Annotated in this window: 12 protein-coding genes; 4 read left to right on the forward strand and 8 right to left on the reverse strand. The window is 72.6% G+C overall.

All coding sequences use genetic code 11. The features are described from left to right. Positions 1-2: 2 nt before the first annotated feature. From L1857_RS06220 to L1857_RS06235, 4 genes are all read right to left on the reverse strand, one after another. Positions 3-266 carry a hypothetical protein gene (locus L1857_RS06220; RefSeq protein WP_240323315.1) on the reverse strand — a complete coding sequence of 88 codons (264 nt, stop codon included), beginning with the start codon at positions 264-266 and terminating at the stop codon, positions 3-5. Positions 267-778: 512 nt separating this feature from the next. Beyond that, positions 779-2,131, reverse strand: a complete 1,353-nt coding sequence (locus tag L1857_RS06225) for a glucosyltransferase (RefSeq protein WP_116112211.1) — start codon at positions 2,129-2,131, stop codon at positions 779-781. Next, on the reverse strand, positions 2,128-3,123 hold the full coding sequence (locus L1857_RS06230) for a class I SAM-dependent methyltransferase (RefSeq protein ID WP_116112208.1): 996 nt from the start codon (positions 3,121-3,123) through the stop codon (positions 2,128-2,130). Before L1857_RS06230 ends, L1857_RS06225 begins: the two co-directional genes overlap by 4 nt. After that, entirely contained in the window at positions 3,120-5,696 is a 2,577-nt protein-coding gene (locus L1857_RS06235; protein WP_240323316.1) for an HAD family hydrolase, read from the reverse strand. Before L1857_RS06235 ends, L1857_RS06230 begins: the two co-directional genes overlap by 4 nt. 181 nt (positions 5,697-5,877) lie before the next feature. Between L1857_RS06235 and L1857_RS06240 the strand changes: the two genes are divergently transcribed. After that, positions 5,878-7,611: an FAD-dependent oxidoreductase gene (locus L1857_RS06240; RefSeq protein ID WP_094003969.1), complete on the forward strand. Its 1,734-nt coding sequence runs from the start codon at positions 5,878-5,880 to the stop codon at positions 7,609-7,611. Here the strand turns inward: L1857_RS06240 and L1857_RS06245 are convergent. Both L1857_RS06245 and L1857_RS06250 read right to left on the reverse strand, forming a co-directional pair. Further along, positions 7,583-9,028, reverse strand: a complete 1,446-nt coding sequence (locus L1857_RS06245; protein ID WP_116112202.1) for an aldehyde dehydrogenase family protein — start codon at positions 9,026-9,028, stop codon at positions 7,583-7,585. The two genes, L1857_RS06240 and L1857_RS06245, sit on opposite strands and share 29 nt — an antisense overlap. 66 nt (positions 9,029-9,094) lie before the next feature. Next, positions 9,095-9,676: a TetR/AcrR family transcriptional regulator gene (locus L1857_RS06250; protein ID WP_116112199.1), complete on the reverse strand. Its 582-nt coding sequence runs from the start codon at positions 9,674-9,676 to the stop codon at positions 9,095-9,097. 68 nt (positions 9,677-9,744) lie between these two features. On the opposite strand from L1857_RS06250, the gene L1857_RS06255 reads away from it, so the two are divergent. From L1857_RS06255 to L1857_RS06265, 3 genes are all read left to right on the forward strand, one after another. Further along, positions 9,745-10,152: a DUF4345 domain-containing protein gene (locus L1857_RS06255; protein ID WP_116112197.1), complete on the forward strand. Its 408-nt coding sequence runs from the start codon at positions 9,745-9,747 to the stop codon at positions 10,150-10,152. 233 nt (positions 10,153-10,385) lie between these two features. Beyond that, entirely contained in the window at positions 10,386-11,945 is a 1,560-nt protein-coding gene (gene guaA, locus L1857_RS06260; protein WP_094003972.1) for a glutamine-hydrolyzing GMP synthase, read from the forward strand. Between the two features lie 35 nt (positions 11,946-11,980). After that, positions 11,981-12,502 carry a hypothetical protein gene (locus tag L1857_RS06265; protein WP_249464638.1) on the forward strand — a complete coding sequence of 174 codons (522 nt, stop codon included), beginning with the start codon at positions 11,981-11,983 and terminating at the stop codon, positions 12,500-12,502. Between the two features lie 130 nt (positions 12,503-12,632). Here the strand turns inward: L1857_RS06265 and L1857_RS06270 are convergent, their stop codons facing one another. Together L1857_RS06270 and L1857_RS06275 are read right to left on the reverse strand one after the other, a co-directional pair. After that, positions 12,633-12,878, reverse strand: a complete 246-nt coding sequence (locus tag L1857_RS06270) for a hypothetical protein (RefSeq protein ID WP_094003973.1) — start codon at positions 12,876-12,878, stop codon at positions 12,633-12,635. Further along, the gene (locus L1857_RS06275; RefSeq protein WP_094003974.1) at positions 12,871-14,133 is read right to left on the reverse strand and encodes a PspC domain-containing protein; all 1,263 of its coding nucleotides are present in this window, start codon (positions 14,131-14,133) and stop codon (positions 12,871-12,873) included. Before L1857_RS06275 ends, L1857_RS06270 begins: the two co-directional genes overlap by 8 nt. Between the last annotated feature and the right edge of the window lie 104 nt (positions 14,134-14,237).

Genomic DNA, 14,237 nt, shown 5'->3' on the forward strand with positions numbered 1-14,237 from the left:
CCTCACGGGCGCGTCAGCGTGCCCTCGACCAGGGTGGTCTGGCCGGTCACGTACTCGCTCCACACGCCGGCCGCCACCTGGGTCCCGGGGCGGGCGAAGCTCTGCACGAAGCTGTGTCCCCGGTGGACGGCACCGAAGGTCACGGTGAACGCCGACGTGCTGGGCCGGTCCCGCGGCGGGACGCCGCTCGGCGGCACGATCTCGTCGAGCCCCCAGCCGTAGTCCTCGCGGTAGTCGCCCACCACGCGTTCCAGCGTGTTCTCCACGATGGCCCCGCTGACCGGGATCGGTCGGCGTCGAGCGCCGCCCGTCGAACGTGATGGCCACCCCGAACCGGGAACCGCCGTCCGGGGCGTAGGCGACCGTTCCGGTGTCGATGTTCTCCGGACCCGCCACGTCGGGTTCGTACGGCCGCTGCGGTCCGTGGGGCCTGGGGTGCGGATGGGTTTCGCCGACCCCACCCGCCGCGCGATCGTCCGCCTGCTCCAGGCCGAGGGCGACCGCCCGTGCGGGTGGACGCGGTGCTCGCGAACGCGGAGAGAGGTTAGTTGTGTGTTCGGGGACGTCGGTGATGGTCTGACCCGGGTTGGATGATCTTGATGTGGGTGAGGACCTCCGGGTTCGGTGTGGGTCACCACAACGCCGTTGGGCAGGGTGCGGCCGGCCCGGTGGGCCGGGCGTTACCGCGCCCACGGCCCGGCGGCTACCCCCGACTCCACACCGGCATCGGCAGCCACACCCCAGCCCACCGCGGAACCAACCTCACCAGACAACACAACTAGTCCCGCAACTCCGTGCACGGCACGACCACCGCGAACAGCAGTGGCTCACCGGGTGGCGGCACCGGCGCGACGACGATCGTGACGTCGTCGGGTCCGGGGAAGATCGGCACGGCGTACCGGCCCGCTTCCTCGGCCACCAGCGGCACCGGCTGCGGCGGACGGACCGGTGTCGCGCACGCGGCCCGCGCCTCGGCCACGGACGCGCGCCACGACGGGCCGCCGGTGCGCACGCTCGAACCCGCCCAGTCGCTGAGCACCTGCACGCCCAGGAACACCGCGACCGCGCCGCCGACGACCGCCCGCGGCCGCAACCGGTCCAGCAGCGCCGCCACCGCGACCCAGAACAACAGCAGCGGCACGATCGTGTACCGCGACCCGTTCAGCGAGAACTCCGCGCGCTCCAGGAACCCGCCGGTGCCCCGCAACCCGACCGGCACCGCCAGGTACGCCACCGAACACACCAGGCCCACCACCGCGACCTGCCGCGCCACCCGGTCCGCGCGCCACAGCAGCAGCGCCACGGCCAGCGCCACCACCACGCCGACGACCGCCACCAGCACCAGCCCGGCCGCCTGGTACACCGGCCCCAGCAGGCGGTCCCCGGTCAGCGCGCTCAGCACCACCCGCAGCCCGTAGATCGACGGCAGATCACCGGCCACCGTCTCGCTCGCCCGGTACCCGGCCGCGCGGGTCAGGTGCACCCAGCCCTGCACGGCCAGCGCCACCACCATCACCGCCGGCGCGATGCCGGCGACCAGCCGGCGCGGCGCCCGTGCGATCCCGACGACCGCGGCGGGCAGCACCAGCGCGGTCAGCGGATCGGACAGCGCCGCCAGCGCCACCACCGCCGCCGAACCCACCTGCCCGGCCACCGATCGCGGCGGCGCGAGCAGCACCCAGAACGCCGCGTAGGCCAGGTACCAGTGCAGGTCGCTGACCGCCGCGTTCACCTCGAACCCGGCCTGCGGCAGCAGCGGCACGATCGCGGTCACCAGTACCCGCGCCCAGGCCGACCGCAGCACATGTCCACTGTGGAACCACACCAGCAGCGAGATCAACGCGACCACCAGCGCCGCACCCGTCGCCAGCGCGGCCGCCGCCCACTGCGGCGGCAGCGCCGCGACCGGCTGCGCCACCAGCTTCGCGACCACCTGCAGGTACCCGGCGTGCGGGGTGACCAGGTTGTGCCACAAGGAATGCCGCATCGCCTGGTTCAGGAAGACACCGCCGTCCTCCGCCCACACCACGTCGTACGCACGCAGCCCGGGACCACGCATGAGCTGCAACCAGGTCGCGGCCAGCACCCAGGCCACGCTCGCCGCGACCGTCGCGGTGCGAGCCCGGTTCACTGCCGTCGCAGGACGCGGTCGGCGAGCGTCGCGGGACGCTCGTCGAGCATCGCCCGCAGCCGTTCGTTCTGCCTGCGCAGCTCGTCGGCCTCGGCCCGCAGGTCGGCGGTCTCCGTCGCGAGCCGGTCGAGGTCGTGCCGCTGCCGCGCGATCGTCTCCGCCATCGCGTCCGCGTTCTCCGCGTGCGCCACCATTTCGTACTGCAGCTGCAGCAACCGGGTGTAGAGCGCGATGCGGTTGTTCTCCATCGTGTAGAGCAGCCGCGAGTCGCGGTAGGGCCGCAGCGCGTCCAGCAACTCCTCGTCGCGCGTCACCACGCCGACGCCGAAGATCGCCGGGATCATCGCCAGCTGCCAGTCCTCGGTCAGCACGTCCTCGACCGCGGTGAGCACGCCGTTGCGCTCGCCGCCCGCCTCCTGAGCGCAGGTGAACGCACCCAGGCCGACGAACCCGGCGCGGGTCAGCTCGTCGTGCCACACGGTCGGACCCTCCGAACTGGACGGATGGCGGTCCTCCGGCGCGAGCCGGGACGGCAGGTAGTACTGGTCCCGTCGCGAGCACGGCCACAGCAGGTCGTGCAGCACGACCACGGCGTCCCGCGCGTTCGCCAGCACCCAGGCCAGTTCGGCCCGCACGGTGGCGTAGTTGTGGTCGCCGTCCAGCACGTAGAGGTCCGCGACCGGGAGGTCCGGCAGCACGTCCGGGGAGTGGTCCTCGACCAGGTGCAGGGCCGGGTTGCCGGCCAGCGCGGCGCGCAGGCTGTCGGTCGGGGCCGGGTCCACGCAGTACACCGCCTCGGCGCCCAGCTCCGTGTAGATGCCGCTGACCTGCCCCGATTCGACGCCGACCTCGACCACCGTGGAGATCGGGTGGTGCGCGTAGACGACCTCGAAGATCTCCCGGAAACAGGACAGCGAGTGCAGCAGCAGGGGCGCCTGGCGGGCCGCGCGGGCCTGCGCGTGCGGGTCGGTGCGGGTGCCGTAGTCGTTCACTTGCCGCTCCGCAGCTGCCGCACGGCGATGCGCGCCGCCGACGTGGCCAGTCCGACCGGTCCGTGCGTGCGCAGCTCCTCGCGCACCCGGCTCGTCACGCGGGTCAGCCGCGGCGCCGACGGCGGGTGGACGCCCAGCCCGGTGCGCGACTTCGGCAGCATCGCGAAGGCGACCGTCACCTGCCCGGACGTCACCGGCGCGCCGAACCGGGTGGCGACCGGGAACCACACCGCCCCCTCGTCGGCCTCGAACTCGAACAGCGTGCCGCCCAGCCACCGGCAGGCGGCGTGGATCAGCCCGGCGAAGTCCTCGGGGTGTTCCCAGCGCTCGACCCGCGGCACGCTCTGACCGGGCACGATCGCCTTCACCTCGACCCAGTCGATCCGCACCAGCGCGGGCCGCCCGGGCACCGCGACCGCCACGTCGGTGACGTCGGCCGAGCGGAAGTCCAGTCGCGCGAAGGACAGTCCGTCGTGGTTGATCCGCACCCGGCGGCGCGGCCCGTCGTGCCATTCGCCGTCGCCGGTGCGGAAGCTCAGCCGGGTCTCGGCGGGATTGTCGGACGGCTCGAACAGGTCGGCGTCCACCTGCCGCTCGGCGAGCGCGCGGGCCCCGGCGGCCAGGCGGGTGTCCGAGGCCGCGAGCAGGGCGGGCCAGAACGCGTCGCGCATGGTCAGGTCGGCCAGGTCGGCGGGGGAGAGGTAGGGGATCGCGGGCACCAGGTCCTCCGGCACCACGCGGGTGATCAGCGCGGAGCCGAAGTTGTCCTCGTGCGCCCAGTTGCCGAACACCGCGGCCTCCGCGGTGGTGGGGGCCTTCAGCGCGGACACCAGGATGTTCGCCAGCCGGTGCCGCGCGGCGCCGGTCAGGTCCGGCCAGCCGTCGCCCGCGTAGCGGTTCCACTGGGCCTGGAACTCGCGGATGCCGTCCTGGACCGCGCGGCGCTGCGCCAGCTGGTCCGCGCCGTCGGAGGCCGGGCCGAGCACGGGCGAGCCGTCGTCGGCGAAGTCCAGCAGCGAGCCGCAGAAGTCGTTGACCGATTGCTCCAGCACCTCCGGGCTGCGGCTGACAGTCCGCGCGATCTCCGGCGGCTGCCCGCCCTGACTCAGGTAGCCCTCGATGCGCAGCCCGGCCCGGTACACGCGGGTGGACCGGTCGTCGGTGGCGAGGTAGAAGCCGGCCGGGCGGGCGCCGATGCCGGCGACGTCGAGCAGTTTGCCCAGGTAGTACTGGATCGTGCCGCCCCAGCCGAGGTCGACCAGCGCCGGCTCGGGCTCGTCCAGCATCCCGGCGCGGCGCAGCTCGCCGAGCACGCGCTCGCGGATGCGGGTGACCGTGACCGTCAGCTTGTTGCGCAGGTGGGCGGTCTCGGTGAGCACGTCGGTGACCAGCCCGGCCTCGCGGCCGTTGTCCAGGACGGTGTCCAGCATCTCGGCCAGCGGCGGCACGTCGCCCGGCCGCAGGTGCAGGGCCTGCATGAGCTGGCGGACGGTGAGCCCGTGGCGCTGCTCGATGAACTGGCGCAGCGAGTCCGCGTCGGCCGGGTCGAGCGCGGCCAGCGAGGTGACGTGCCGGGACAGCCAGACCGGCCGGGCTTCGACCTGCCAGCCGCGTGCCTGCGTGGCGTTGTTGATCAGCGCGGAGAGCAGGGTGCCCTCACGCATCGGGCACCACAGCACGGAGATGCCGGACTGGTGGGCGCGCAGCGCGACCCACTCGGCGAACCCGGTCAGCACCGGCCCGAGCACCGAGGCGCCGTACCGCCACGCGGTGCGGACCGGGGTCGGCGCCGCGGGGTCGGCGCGCTGGAGGGTCTTCGCGCGCAGGCTGGTGATGCCGTAGTCGCCCTGGCCGGTGTCGAGGTGCTCGCCCAGCGGGTCCTCCAGGCCGAGCGGCTCGCGCTCCCGCTCCAGCACCGCGCGGAACTCCTCGTCCAGCCGCTCGTAGTACACGGTCCGGATCCCCAGCTCGCGCGGCACCTCGATGTCGGCGACCGCGTTGTCCCCGATGTGCACGACCTGCTCGGGGTGCACGCCGAGGTTGTCCAGGACGATCTCCCACAGCCCGGACGCCTTGTCCAGCCCGTGCTGGTGCGAGCGGAAGATCCGGGCCTCGCGCAGCGCGCCCAGGCCGGGCCGGTCCAGCAGCTCGGCCAGGTGCTCCTCGGTGAAGTAGGTGTCCGACACCAGCACGGTCGGCACGTGGTGCTTCGCGGCGAGTTCGACCAGCTCGGCGATGTCGAGGTCGGGCACGGTGAAGTCGCGCTCGCAGGTCACCTCGGCGCGGACCAGCTCGGGCAGCTCGGCGCCGAAGATCCGCAGCGGCATGTGCTGCCAGATGTCGGACAGCGACACCTCGGTGCCCAGCGCCTCCTCGCTCTGCCGCGCCCGCTGCTCCGCGACGATCCGCATGCGCCGGAACGCGGCCGGCGTGACCCAGCCCGGGCACCGGCCGTCGCGCACGAGCCGCGCCCCCAGCACGGCGAACACGTCGGTGGGCCGAGGGGTGCGCCGCCACAGGATGGTGTCGAAGACGTCCAGTGACAGGGCGGCGCACGAGCCGTCGGTGATCATCCGGCGCACCCGGGCGAGCGAAGGCGGTAGCGACAAGTCGATCTCCCCAGTGAATGTGATGAGTGATACCAAGAGAATCACTCTTATGGGGGAAATACGTTACGCGCGGCGAAAAGGTTGCCCCGACTGATCGGTAACTTACTACTGGTCAGAACCCTGTGGTGGTGGTTACGCTTTACCTGTGACCTCGCGTAACAGCAATGCGGCTGACTATGACGTCATCGTGGTCGGATCGGGGTTCGGCGGCAGCGTCGCCGCGCTCCGGCTGACCGAGAAGGGCTACCGGGTGGCCGTCGTGGAGGCGGGCCGCCGGTTCGCCGACGACGAGTTCGCCAAGACGTCCTGGGACCTCAAGCGCTACCTGTGGGCGCCGGCGCTGGGCTGCTTCGGCATCCAGCGGATCCACCTGCTCCGCGACGTGATGATCCTGGCCGGCGCCGGGGTCGGCGGCGGGTCGCTGGTGTACGCCAACACGCTGTACCGGCCGCTCAAGCCGTTCTACCAGGACAAGCAGTGGGCGCACATCACCGACTGGGAGTCCGAGCTGGCGCCGTACTACGACCAGGCGAGCCGGATGCTCGGGGTGGTCACGAACCCCACGGTGACGCCGTCGGACGAGGTCATCCAGAAGGTCGCCGCCGACATGGGCGTGGCCGACAGCTACCACCCGACGCCGGTCGGGGTGTTCTTCGACAAGCCGGGGCAGCGGGTGCCCGACCCGTACTTCGGCGGGGCCGGGCCGGAGCGGACGGGCTGCACCGAGTGCGGCTCGTGCATGACCGGCTGCCGGGTCGGCGCGAAGAACACGCTGGTCAAGAACTACCTGTACCTCGCCGAACAGGGCGGCGCGCAGGTCATCCCGCTGACCACGGTCACCGCTGTCCGCCCGCGCGGGGACGGCTCGTTCGAGGTCGACGTGCGCAAGACCGGCACCAGGTCGAAGCGGTTCCGCACCACGCTCACCGCCGGGCGGGTCGTGCTCGCCGCGGGCACCTGGGGCACGCAGCGGCTGCTGCACGAGATGCGCGACCAGGGCGTGCTGCCCCGGCTGTCGCCGCGGCTGGGCGAGCTGACCCGCACCAACTCCGAGGCCATCATCGGCGCCGGCCGCCCGACCGTCGACCCGGAGCGCGACTTCAGCAAGGGCGTGGCGATCACGTCGTCGTTCCACCCCGACGAGTCCACCCACATCGAGCCGGTGCGCTACGGCAAGGGCAGCAACGCGATGAGCCTGCTGCAGACGATCGCCACCGACGGTTCGGTGCCGACGCCGCGCTGGCTGCAGGCGGTGCGGTTCCTGGCCAGGCACCCGGTGCAGAGCGCGAAGCTGCTCAACGGGTACCGGTGGAGCGAGCGGACCGTGATCCTGCTGGTGATGCAGAGCCTGGACAACTCGATCACCACCTACACCAGGCGCGGCCTGTTCGGGCGGCGCAAGTACACGTCGAAGCAGGGCCACGGCGAGCCGAACCCGACGTTCATCCCGGCCGGCCACCAGGCGAACGAGCTGACCGCCAAGCACATCGACGGCACCGCGGGCGGCACCTGGGGCGAGGTCTTCGACATCCCGCTCACCGCGCACTTCATCGGCGGCGCGCCGATCGGCACCAGCCCCGAGGACGGGGTGATCGACCCGTACCACCGGGTGTTCGGCTACCCCGGACTGTCCATCGTGGACGGTACCGCGATCACCGCGAACCTCGGCGTGAACCCGTCGCTGACCATCACCGCGCAGGCCGAGCGCGCGTTCTCGTTCTGGCCCAACAAGGGCGAGGCGGACCAGCGGCCGGACCAGTCGAAGGGCTACCGGCGGATCAAGCCGGTCGCGCCGAAGAACCCGGCGGTCCCGGCCGACGCGCCGGCCGCCCTCCGACTGCCGCTGGTGTCTACAGGTCGATCCCGGCGAACACGGTGACCCGCTCCTCGGTGAGGTCGTGCATGGCGGCGAGCACGCCTTCCCGGCCCACCCCGGAGCCCTTCACCCCGCCGTAGGGCATCTGGTCGGCGCGGTAGGACGGCACGTCCCCGATGATCACGCCGCCGACCTCGAGTTCGGCGGAGGCGCGGAAGGCGAGGCGGACGTCGCGGGTGAAGACACCGGCCTGCAGGCCGTAGGCGGAGGCGTTGACCGCGGCGAACGCCTCGTCGGCGTCGTCCACCACGGAGACGGCCAGCACCGGGCCGAAGATCTCCTCCGACCAGGCCTTGGTGTCGGCCGGGACGCTGGTGAGCAGGGTCGGCTCGACGGTCGCGCCCTGGCGCGAGCCGCCGGCCAGGAGCTTGGCGCCGGCGGCGACGGCCTCGTCCACCCAGGCCACGATCCGCTCCGCGGCGGCCTCGTCGACGACCGGGCCGACGTCCACAGTGGAGTCGTAGGGGTCGCCGGTGCGCAGTGCGCCGATGGCTTCGGCGAGCGCGGGGATGAACTCGTCGGCCACCGAGCGCTCGACCAGGACCCGCTGCACCGCGATGCACGACTGGCCGGCCTGGTAGTTGCCGAAGGTCGCGATGCGCTGGGCCGCGCCCGCCAGGTCGGGCCAGTCGCCGAGCACGACCGCGGCCGCGTTGCCGCCCAGTTCGAGGACGACGTGCTTGCGCGGGGCGGCCTCGGCCAGCGACCAGCCGACCGGGCCGGAGCCGGTGAACGACACGACCGGCAGGCGCGGGTCGGCGACCAGCTTCGCGGTGTCCTCGTTGCCGAGGGGCAGGACCGAGAACGCGCCCGCCGGCAGGTCGGTCTCGGCCAGGATCTCGCCCAGGACCAGCGCGGACAGCGGGGTGCGCGGGGCGGGCTTGACGATGATCGGGGCGCCGACGGCGAGCGCGGGGGCGACCTTGTGGGCGACGAGGTTGAGCGGGAAGTTGAACGGCGCGATGCCCAGGACCGGGCCGCGCGGGATCCGGCGGACCATGGCCAGGCGGTTTTCGCCCGCGGTGTCGGTGTCCAGGCGCTGCAGGTCGCCGGAGAAGCGGCGGGCCTCCTCGGCGGCGATGCGGAAGACGTTGACCGCGCGGCGCACCTCGGCCTCGGCCCACTTGAGCGGCTTGCCGTTCTCGGCGGTGATCAGCTCGGCGAGTTCCTCGGCGCGCGCGGCGAGTTGCTGCGAGGTGTGGTCCAGCGCGGCGGCCCGGACGTGCGCTGGTGTCCGGCGCAGCTTCGGCGCGACGGCGACCGCGGCGGCCACCGCACGCTCGATCTGATCCGCCTCCGGCACTGCGACGGTCGCCACCTCGCTGCCGTCGAACGGGTGATGCACGTCCAGGGTGGCCGTCCCCTGCTCCGCCCGGCCGGCGATCCAGGCCGGCCGCGGTTCCGGCGTGATGGTGTCCATGACAACAACTTAGGCGCCTGACGGAGCGTGGTTTCGCGGTCGGCGCGGGCTACCCGATCGGGTTACTCAGAGCTCCACGACGTCCCGGAGCGCACCCAGGAGCGCGCCGAGGCAGATGTCGTGCAACTGCTCGCGGGTGACCGACCCGGTGGTGAGCCATTCCACGCACAGGGTGCGGACGAAGGTGAGCCAGCTCAGCACGATCGCGGAGACGACGCCGCGGACCTCGTCGGGGAGCCGGGCCGCGTCCAGCACGCGTTCGCGGAGAACGGTCAGCTCGTCGTCGATGACCGCCTGCACCCCGCGGTCACCGGCGAGGGTCCGGTTGGCGGCCAGCACGGTGTTGCGGTGAGCCGCGAAGTAGTCGAAGTGGGCTTCGAGTGCGGCCGAGATCTGGTCCGGGATCGACGCGCCGGACTCGAAGCGCGCCTGGGACAGGAGGTTGTCCGCGGCCTGCCGGTACACGGCGGCGAACAGGCCGGGCTTGGTGGGGAAGTAGCGGTACAGCAGCGCGCGGGAGACGCCGGCCTCGTCGGCGATGTCCTCCATCAAGACCTCGTCGTACGGCTTGGCCGCGAACAGGCGCGCGCCGACGTCGAGGAGTTCCGCGCGACGGGCGGCGGGAGTGAGGCGGCGGCGTGCGGTCACGCCCCCACGTTACTTGACATTCGTCTACTAGTAGGGCTTAGTAGATACACGTCTACTAAGGGGTTGACATGGCTCGGGCGTTGAAGTGGCTGATGCTGGTGATGGGCGTCGTCTGCGCGGCGATCGGGGTGTTCCACTTCGTCGGCGGGATCGCGTCGGTCCCCGGCGAGGGGGGCGCGGGAGCGACGGTGGACAGCCGGGAACGCTTCTACGGCGCGCTGTTCTTCGGGTACGGGCTGGCGTGGATCTGGGCCGCGCGGCGGGTGCCGATCCCGGCTTCCGCGGTCCGATGGCTCGCGGTGATCTTCTGGCTCGGCGCCGCCGGCCGGCTGGTGTCACTGGCCGTGCACGGGTGGCCGCAGTGGTTCCAGCTGGCGCTGACGGCGGTCGAGGTCGCGCTGCCGCCGGTGTTCCTGTGGCTGGCCGCGGCGGACGAGAAGGCGCGGGCCGGCGCGGAACCGGCACGACCCCGGTGATGGAATACCCGCCGCGCCGCCCCTGTTGTACGAGCTGGTCGGTGCGGTCCGTGTCCCCCGGGCCTCACCCTTCACCGTCAGGGAACACCGGTTCGCCCGGAGCCCTGTTCGGACCTTTCGCCGAGAGGCGACCGCCGCACCGGCCCCCAGTCTCGAAGAACCCCGTCCCCGGGCGCACGTGACCGAGCCCACCTGGGACGATGGGAGACACACGTCGTCCTGATGGAGGTCCGGTGTCCAATCCGAGCGGTCCGGTGCTCGTCGTCGACTTCGGCGCGCAGTACGCGCAGCTGATCGCCCGCCGGGTCCGCGAGGCCCAGGTCTACTCCGAGGTGGTGCCGCACACCGCGTCGGTCGACGAGATCCTCGCCAAGAACCCCTCCGCGATCGTCCTGTCCGGCGGCCCGGCCAGCGCCTACTCGCCCGACGCGCCCGGCATGGACCCCGCGCTGGCCAAGTCCGGCGTCCCGATCTTCGGCATCTGCTACGGCTTCCAGGTCCTCGCCCAGGCGCTCGGCGGCACCGTCGAAGCCACCGGCAACCGCGAGTACGGCCGCACCGAGGTGCACATCCCGGCCGACGGCGGCGTCCTGCACCGCGAGCTGCCCGAGCGGCACCAGGTGTGGATGAGCCACGGCGACAGCGTCACCAAACCCCCCGCGGGCGCGAAGGTCACCGCGACCTCCGAGGGCGCCCCGGTCGCCGCCTACGAGAACACCGACGACCGCATCGCCGGCGTCCAGTACCACCCCGAGGTCCTGCACTCGCCGCACGGCCAGGAGGTCCTGCGCCGGTTCCTGCACGACATCGCCGGCATCAAGCCCCAGTGGACGACCGCCTCGATCGTCGAGGAGCAGATCGGCCGCATCCGCGAGCAGATCGGCGAGGACGGCCGCGCGATCTGCGGCCTGTCCGGCGGCGTCGACTCCGCCGTCGCCGCCGCGCTGGTCCAGCGCGCCATCGGCGACCGGCTCACCTGCGTCTTCGTCGACCACGGCCTGCTGCGCCGCGGCGAGCGCGCCCAGGTCGAGCGCGACTTCGTCGCCGCCACCGGCGTGAACCTGGTGACCGTCGACGCCCGCGAGCGCTTCCTCGACGCGCTGGCCGGCGTCACCGACCCGGAGCAGAAGCGCAAGATCATCGGCCGCGAGTTCATCCGCGTCTTCGAGCAGGCCGAGCGCGACCTCAAGGCCGAGGGCGACTACCGCTTCCTCGTCCAGGGCACGCTGTACCCGGACGTCGTCGAGTCCGGCGGCGGCACCGGCGCGGCCAACATCAAGAGCCACCACAACGTCGGCGGCCTGCCCGAGGACCTGCAGTTCGAGCTGGTCGAGCCGCTGCGGCTGCTGTTCAAGGACGAGGTCCGCCGCGTCGGGCTGGAGCTGGGCCTGCCGGAGACGATCGTGCACCGGCAGCCGTTCCCCGGGCCCGGCCTGGGCATCCGGATCATCGGCGAGGTCACCGCGGACCGGCTGGAGACGCTGCGCGCCGCCGACGCGATCGCCCGCGAGGAGCTGACCGCGGCCGGCCTGGACCGCGACATCTGGCAGTGCCCGGTGGTGCTGCTCGCGGACGTCCGCAGCGTCGGCGTCCAGGGCGACGGCCGCACCTACGGTCACCCCGTCGTGCTGCGCCCGGTGTCCAGCGAGGACGCCATGACGGCCGACTGGACCCGCCTGCCCTACGACGTGCTGGAACGCATCTCCACCCGCATCACCAACGAGGTTCCCGAGGTCAACCGGGTCGTGCTGGACGTGACCAGCAAGCCGCCGGGCACCATCGAGTGGGAGTGATCCGGAACCACTGACCCGGGGGCGACGTGCTGCTGGTGGGCATCGCGTTGATCGTCGTGGCGGCGGTGCTGTTCCGCCGCGCGCGGAAGGCGGGCGCGCCGGTGCGGACCATGGCCGCCACCCCGACCCTGTCCGTCGCGCAGTTGGAGCAGCTGCGGCGGATGGTCCCGCGGCCACGTCCCGAGGGCGGCTTCCGCCGGATCACCGAGGTGGTCGGCGCCGCGCACCCGGGCGCGGGAGGCCTGGTGACCGCGGAACTCAGCAAGACGCCCTGCGTCTGGTACGGCTACCGCGTCCGGCGGCACTGGTACTACCGCACCCGCAAGGGGCACTATCGGGAGCGCTGGGAGACGGTCGCCGAGGGGCAGGCGCCGCGGAGCTTCGTGCTCGTCGACCAGCAGCGCGGCGCCATCGAGGTGGTTCCGTTGGGCGCCCGGCCGGAGGCCGTCGAGAAGCCGGTCGATTCCTACCAGACCGATCTCCGGGCCGACACGGTCGAATTCCTCGGTCTGCACTGGCCGCGCGGCCGGGGCACCGTCGGCTTCCAGTACTGGTGATCGGGAAACCGGGGGACGGCAGCGGCTCCATCATCGCCGGCGGCCTCCGGCGTCGGCTTCTGGATGCTCACCTGGTGACGAAAAAGGGAGCCGCGAACGGCTCCCTTTCCCTGGCCTGGCAACGACCGGCTCAGTCCCGCCGGCCTCCGCGCATCGACGCCCCCAGCATCAGCACCCCGACGAGCACCGCGCCGCCCGCCAGCACCCACTTCAGGTCGAAGGAGGGTAGCCAGGTGGCGCCGTCGGACAACACGTACGCCGAGACCAGCAGCGTCGCGATGCCGATGATCAGCGTGAAGACGTCGACCCCGCGGCGGCGCTCCGGCTCCGCGGGCGTCTCCGTGTCGTAGGAGTACGGGTTCTCCCGCTCAGCCACGACGCACCTCCAGCGTCCCGACGCCCTGGTCGGCCGTCAGCGTCAGCTGCAGCCCGCCCGGACCGTCCGTTCCGTAGTCCACCCCGGTGATCGGAGCGGCCCCGACCCCGCTCGTCTGGCGGCCGAAGCAGTTCGCCTCACCGAACTGCGACACGCACGTGTAGGTGACGTCCGCCGTCGCCGGCACGCGCACCGTCGTGTCGCCCGCGCCGAGGTGCACCTCGGTCCGCACCGGCACGTCCGCGGGCAGCCTGGTCAGATCCAGGTCGACCGTCCCGGCTGTGCGCTGGTAGCTCGGCAGCACCTCGGCCGCGGTCGCCGGCGTGACCCGCAGGTCGCCCATCCCGCCGGAGTAGTCGCCGACCGGCATGGTGGTCAACGCGACGCCCACGATCGACAGCGGCACCGCCAGCACGGCCAGCTTGCGGCCGCCGCCGGCGAACGCACCGGCCACCATCCCGACGCCCAGGACCCCGAGCACCAGGCCGATGACGTGCTGCGGCGAGAACCATGCCTCACCGGACGAACCGATCGCCGCGCCGACCCCGGCGACCAGCAGCGCGATGCCGAAGGTCGCGACACCGATCTTGCTCGTCCGCCGCGGCGCGCGCGGCGGACGCGGCGGCGCCGGGGCCGGCGGCGGAACCGGGTCCGGCAGGTCCCACGCCATCGGGTCCGCGCCCAGCGGGTCCCACCCGGACTCGGCCCGCTCGGTGGTGCCCGGCGCGCTCATCGAGAACGCCGCGGGACCGACCGTGGTGGCCGCGGGCGTCACCGGCACCGGCCGGTTGAGGTGCCCGCGCCCGCGGTGCAGCAGGTACAGCGCGGTGACCATCATCGCCGCCCCGATGATGCCGCCCCCGTTGAACCAGCCACCGGCGAACGCCCAGCTGGACAGCGGGAAGAACAGGATGCCCAGCACGATCGTGAGGTGCTTGGACATCGAGCTGCGGCCCTGCCCGAACAGCGACTCGACCGGCGACACCTCGTCGCCCTCGGCCGGGAACAGCAGCCAGCACAGCAGGTACAGCGAAGCGCCGACCCCGCCGAACACGGTCGCCGTCACGAACGCCACCCGCACGATCACCGGATCGATGCCGTACCGGTTGCCGATGGCCGCCGCGACACCGCCGATCTTGCCGCCCCGGGTGGGACGGCGCGGGCGGCTGGCCCAGAAGTCCTTCACGGTCTCCTCGAAACCGCCCAGGCCATGCGGTTTCGGAGCCTCTGCCGTGTCGTTCATGGTGCCCAGCATGCGGGAGCCGGGCCGCACGCACATCGGGGAACGACCCTGAGTTTGCCGCGGCCGCGATCCCCGGGGTTTTCCCGGATGAATCGTGCCTTGCGGGCGTGTGACCA

The sequence above is a fragment of the Amycolatopsis thermalba genome (genome assembly GCF_023376025.1).
Lineage (GTDB): Bacteria > Actinomycetota > Actinomycetes > Mycobacteriales > Pseudonocardiaceae > Amycolatopsis_E > Amycolatopsis_E thermalba.

Excerpts from the sequence above, each read along its gene's own strand:
- L1857_RS06275 (WP_094003974.1), bottom strand. The coding sequence starts at position 14,133 with ATGCTGGGCACCATGAACGACACGGCAGAGGCTCCGAAACCGCATGGC.
- L1857_RS06255 (WP_116112197.1), top strand. The coding sequence starts at position 9,745 with ATGGCTCGGGCGTTGAAGTGGCTGATGCTGGTGATGGGCGTCGTCTGC.
- L1857_RS06235 (WP_240323316.1), bottom strand. The coding sequence starts at position 5,696 with ATGATCACCGACGGCTCGTGCGCCGCCCTGTCACTGGACGTCTTCGAC.
- L1857_RS06245 (WP_116112202.1), bottom strand. The coding sequence starts at position 9,028 with ATGGACACCATCACGCCGGAACCGCGGCCGGCCTGGATCGCCGGCCGG.